The 3,025-nt window shown below is 69.2% G+C and carries 2 protein-coding genes and 2 pseudogenes; all 4 read right to left on the bottom strand.

Features of this window, described 5'->3' with window-relative positions; all coding sequences use genetic code 11:
- Positions 1-887: pseudogene (locus VJR25_RS00185) on the bottom strand (glycoside hydrolase family 32 protein); the annotation flags it as partial.
- 37 nt (positions 888-924) lie between these two features.
- Positions 925-1,815: a carbohydrate ABC transporter permease gene (locus VJR25_RS00180; protein ID WP_324111287.1), complete on the bottom strand. Its 891-nt coding sequence runs from the start codon at positions 1,813-1,815 to the stop codon at positions 925-927.
- Positions 1,812-2,792, bottom strand: coding sequence for a sugar ABC transporter permease (locus VJR25_RS00175; RefSeq protein WP_324111285.1), 981 nt, complete (start codon positions 2,790-2,792; stop codon positions 1,812-1,814). The genes VJR25_RS00180 and VJR25_RS00175 overlap by 4 nt, the downstream gene beginning before the upstream one ends.
- Positions 2,792-3,025: pseudogene (locus VJR25_RS00170) on the bottom strand (sugar ABC transporter substrate-binding protein); the annotation flags it as partial. The pseudogene VJR25_RS00170 and the gene VJR25_RS00175, both read right to left, overlap by 1 nt.

Below are 3,025 nucleotides of genomic sequence, written 5' to 3'. Positions count from 1 at the left end.
CAGGCCCGGCGGGGCAGCGAGATCGCGCCCGCCCAGCCGGCCTCCTGCCATGCCGCGTCGGCCCGGCCTTCGGTGATCCAGCCCCACAGCACCGGGCCGCCGGTGGAGTGGTCGCGCAGCACCGAGGCCGCGTAGAAGTTCGCGCCGTGGTCGACGCGGCGGGGCACCGGCGTGCCGCCGTCGAGGGGGAACGAGAGCACGTGCCCGATGCCGCCGTCGAAGCTCCACGCCGACACCAGCGCCACCTCGCCGGCATCGGTCGGCACGATCTGCGGGCACTCCCACGCATCGCCGGTGTCCTCGCCGTCGACCGTCGTCCGCGCGAGGCGGGCGACGTCGCCCGCGTACTCCCAGGCCAGGCCGTCGCGGCTGCGGTAGCGCCGGATCGCGGCCGACCCGTCCGCCCGGCCGGAGCCGACCACGAGCGTGAGCGCATCGCCGTCGCGGAAGACGAACGGGTCGCGGAACATCGTGACCCGCTCCTCCACGGCGGGGTCGGCGACCACGTGCCGCGCCGCGCCGAACGTCGCGCCGCCGTCGGTCGAGACCGCCCGCAGCACCGACTGGTAGGTGTCGCCGGCGCGCTTGCCCGAGTAGAACGCGACCACCTCGTCGCCCTCGGCGAGGGTGTTGCCCGACCAGCATCCCTCCGAGTCGAGCCCGCCCGGCACCGGCGCCATCGCGGGCCGGTGCAGGCTCCAGCGCACGAGGTCGGCGCTGGAGGCGTGCCCCCACTCCACCGGCACGGCCCGGTCGGCCAGCGGGCGCGACTGGAAGTACAGGTGCGTCGTGCCGTCGAGTTCGACCGGTCCGTTCGGGTCGTTCACGTAGCCGCGCGGCGTGCGCAGGTGGTACTGCGGCAGGTGATGCGCGGGAGCGGGAGCCATGGTCGGATGCCTCGCTTTCGGGATGGATGCGGAACGGTCAGCGGGACGAGCCCGCCGTGACGCCGGCGATGAAGTAGCGCTGCGCGAAGATGAACAGCAGCACACTCGGGATCATCGCGATCACGACGCCGGCCAGCACCACCGAGATCGAACCGGTGCCGAGGTTGCCCTGCAGGCCGACGAGTCCGAGGGGCAGCGTGAAGTTGCTCTGCGACTGCAGGAAGATCAGCGGCCGGTAGAACTCCGCCCAGAATCCCGAGAAGTTCAGGATCGCCAGGGTCGAGATCGCCGGCGCCGCCATCCGCGCGTAGACGTGCCAGAACACGCCCCACTGGCTCGCCCCGTCGATGCGGGCCGCCTCGCCGAGCTCGCGCGGCATCTGCATGAAGTACTGCCGCATGAGGAACGTGCCGAACGCGCTGCCGAGCGCGGGGACGATCAGCGCCGCCAGGCTGTCGGTGAGCCCGAGCGTCTTGATGATGATGAACACCGGGATGATGATCGTCTGCAGCGGCACCATCATCGTCGCGAGGAACGCGCCGAAGATCCAGTTCTTGCCGGGGAACGAGATCATCGCGAACGCGTAGCCGGACAGCGTGCAGGTGACGGTCTGGCCGAGCACGATGAGCACGGTCACGATCACGCTGTTCACGAAGAACTGGCCGATCGGGATCTGCTCGAACACGGCGGCGTAGTTGCTGAAGTCCGGGTGCAGCGGCAGCCACTGCGGCGGGTTCGTGAAGGCCTGTGCCGGGGTCGCCAGCGAGGTCGTGAGCGTCCACAGCAGCGGCCCGAGCGCGAACACGGCCGCGAGGATGAGCACCACGAGACCGACGAACTTGCCGACCTGGAAGGCCTTGCGGCGCTTTCCGGTGACGGGGCGCGCCGCCTGCGGGGAGCCCGTGACGATGGTCGTTGTCGCGCTCATTGGTAGAACACCAGCTTCCGGGATGCGAGGAACTGGATGCCGGTGATCGCGAGGATCAGCAGCAGGAGGACGATCGCGATCGCCGACGAGTACCCGAACTGCAGGTTCTGGAACCCGGTCTGGTACATCGAGATCGTGGCCGTCGTGGTCGCGGTGCCCGGCCCGCCCTTGGTCATGATGTAGGGCTGGTCGAACAGCTGCATGGCGTTGATGAGCGCGATGACGGCCGCGAACAGGATCGTCGGGCTGATGAGCGGGATCTTGATGCGGAAGAGGGTGCGCAGGGGCCCGGCCCCGTCGATGGATGCCGCTTCGAGCACATCCACCGGCACCGACATCAGCGCCGACACGAACAGCACGAACGTGAAGCCCACCTGCTGCCACACGACGATCAGCACGATGGTGACCTGCGCGCCGAACGGGCTGGTCAGCCAGGGCACGCCCGGGATGCCGAGCAGCCCCAGGTAGTAGTTGATCGCGCCGAACTTGGCGTCGAACAGGTACCCCATGAAGATCGACACCGCGGCCGTGGAGGCCAGCAGCGGCAGGTAGAACGTGGTGCGGAAGAAGGTCCGCCCGAACGTCGAGGTGCGCTGGTTGACGAGCACGGCCAGGAAGAGGCCGAGCGACAGCTGCAGCACGACGATCGCGATCGCCATGCAGATCGTCACACCGAACGACTGCAGCACCGGACCGTCGCTGAAGAACCTCTGGTAGTTCGCGAGGCCCGCCCACTTCGGCGGGGAGATGACATCCCAGTCGAAGAACGACAGCCCGAGCGAGGCGAGGATCGGCAGGAACGTGAACACCGTCACGAACAGCATCGCGAGGCCGATCATGGCGTAGCCGAAGACCGCCTCTCGGCGGGCCGCCCGCCGCGCGCCTGGGCGGCGGCGGACGACCCGAGGTGGCTTCGCCTTCTGGTGCGGCACGTCCTCTTCGACGAGGGCGTGCGGTACGGCGGCGACGGAGGACATCAGGACCCCTGCGCTACCTTCTCGAGGTCACCCTGCATGGCATCCAGGGCGGACTTGGCGGAGCCGGACGAGATCGCCTGCGTGGTGCGCTGGTTGAGGGACGTCGCCAGGGCGTTGTAGTACGACGGGGCCGAGATCGGCACGGAGCCGTTCAGCTGGTCGTAGAACACCGACCAGTGGTCGGGACCCGTGGTCTTGTAGCGCTCGGCGGTCATCAGCGACTTGCGCCCGGG

This window comes from Microbacterium sp. (assembly GCF_035277845.1).
Classification (GTDB): domain Bacteria; phylum Actinomycetota; class Actinomycetes; order Actinomycetales; family Microbacteriaceae; genus Microbacterium.
This window is presented reverse-complemented; position numbering and strand designations above follow the sequence as displayed.

Excerpts from the sequence above, each read along its gene's own strand:
- VJR25_RS00180 (WP_324111287.1), bottom strand. The coding sequence starts at position 1,815 with ATGAGCGCGACAACGACCATCGTCACGGGCTCCCCGCAGGCGGCGCGC.
- VJR25_RS00175 (WP_324111285.1), bottom strand. The coding sequence starts at position 2,792 with ATGTCCTCCGTCGCCGCCGTACCGCACGCCCTCGTCGAAGAGGACGTG.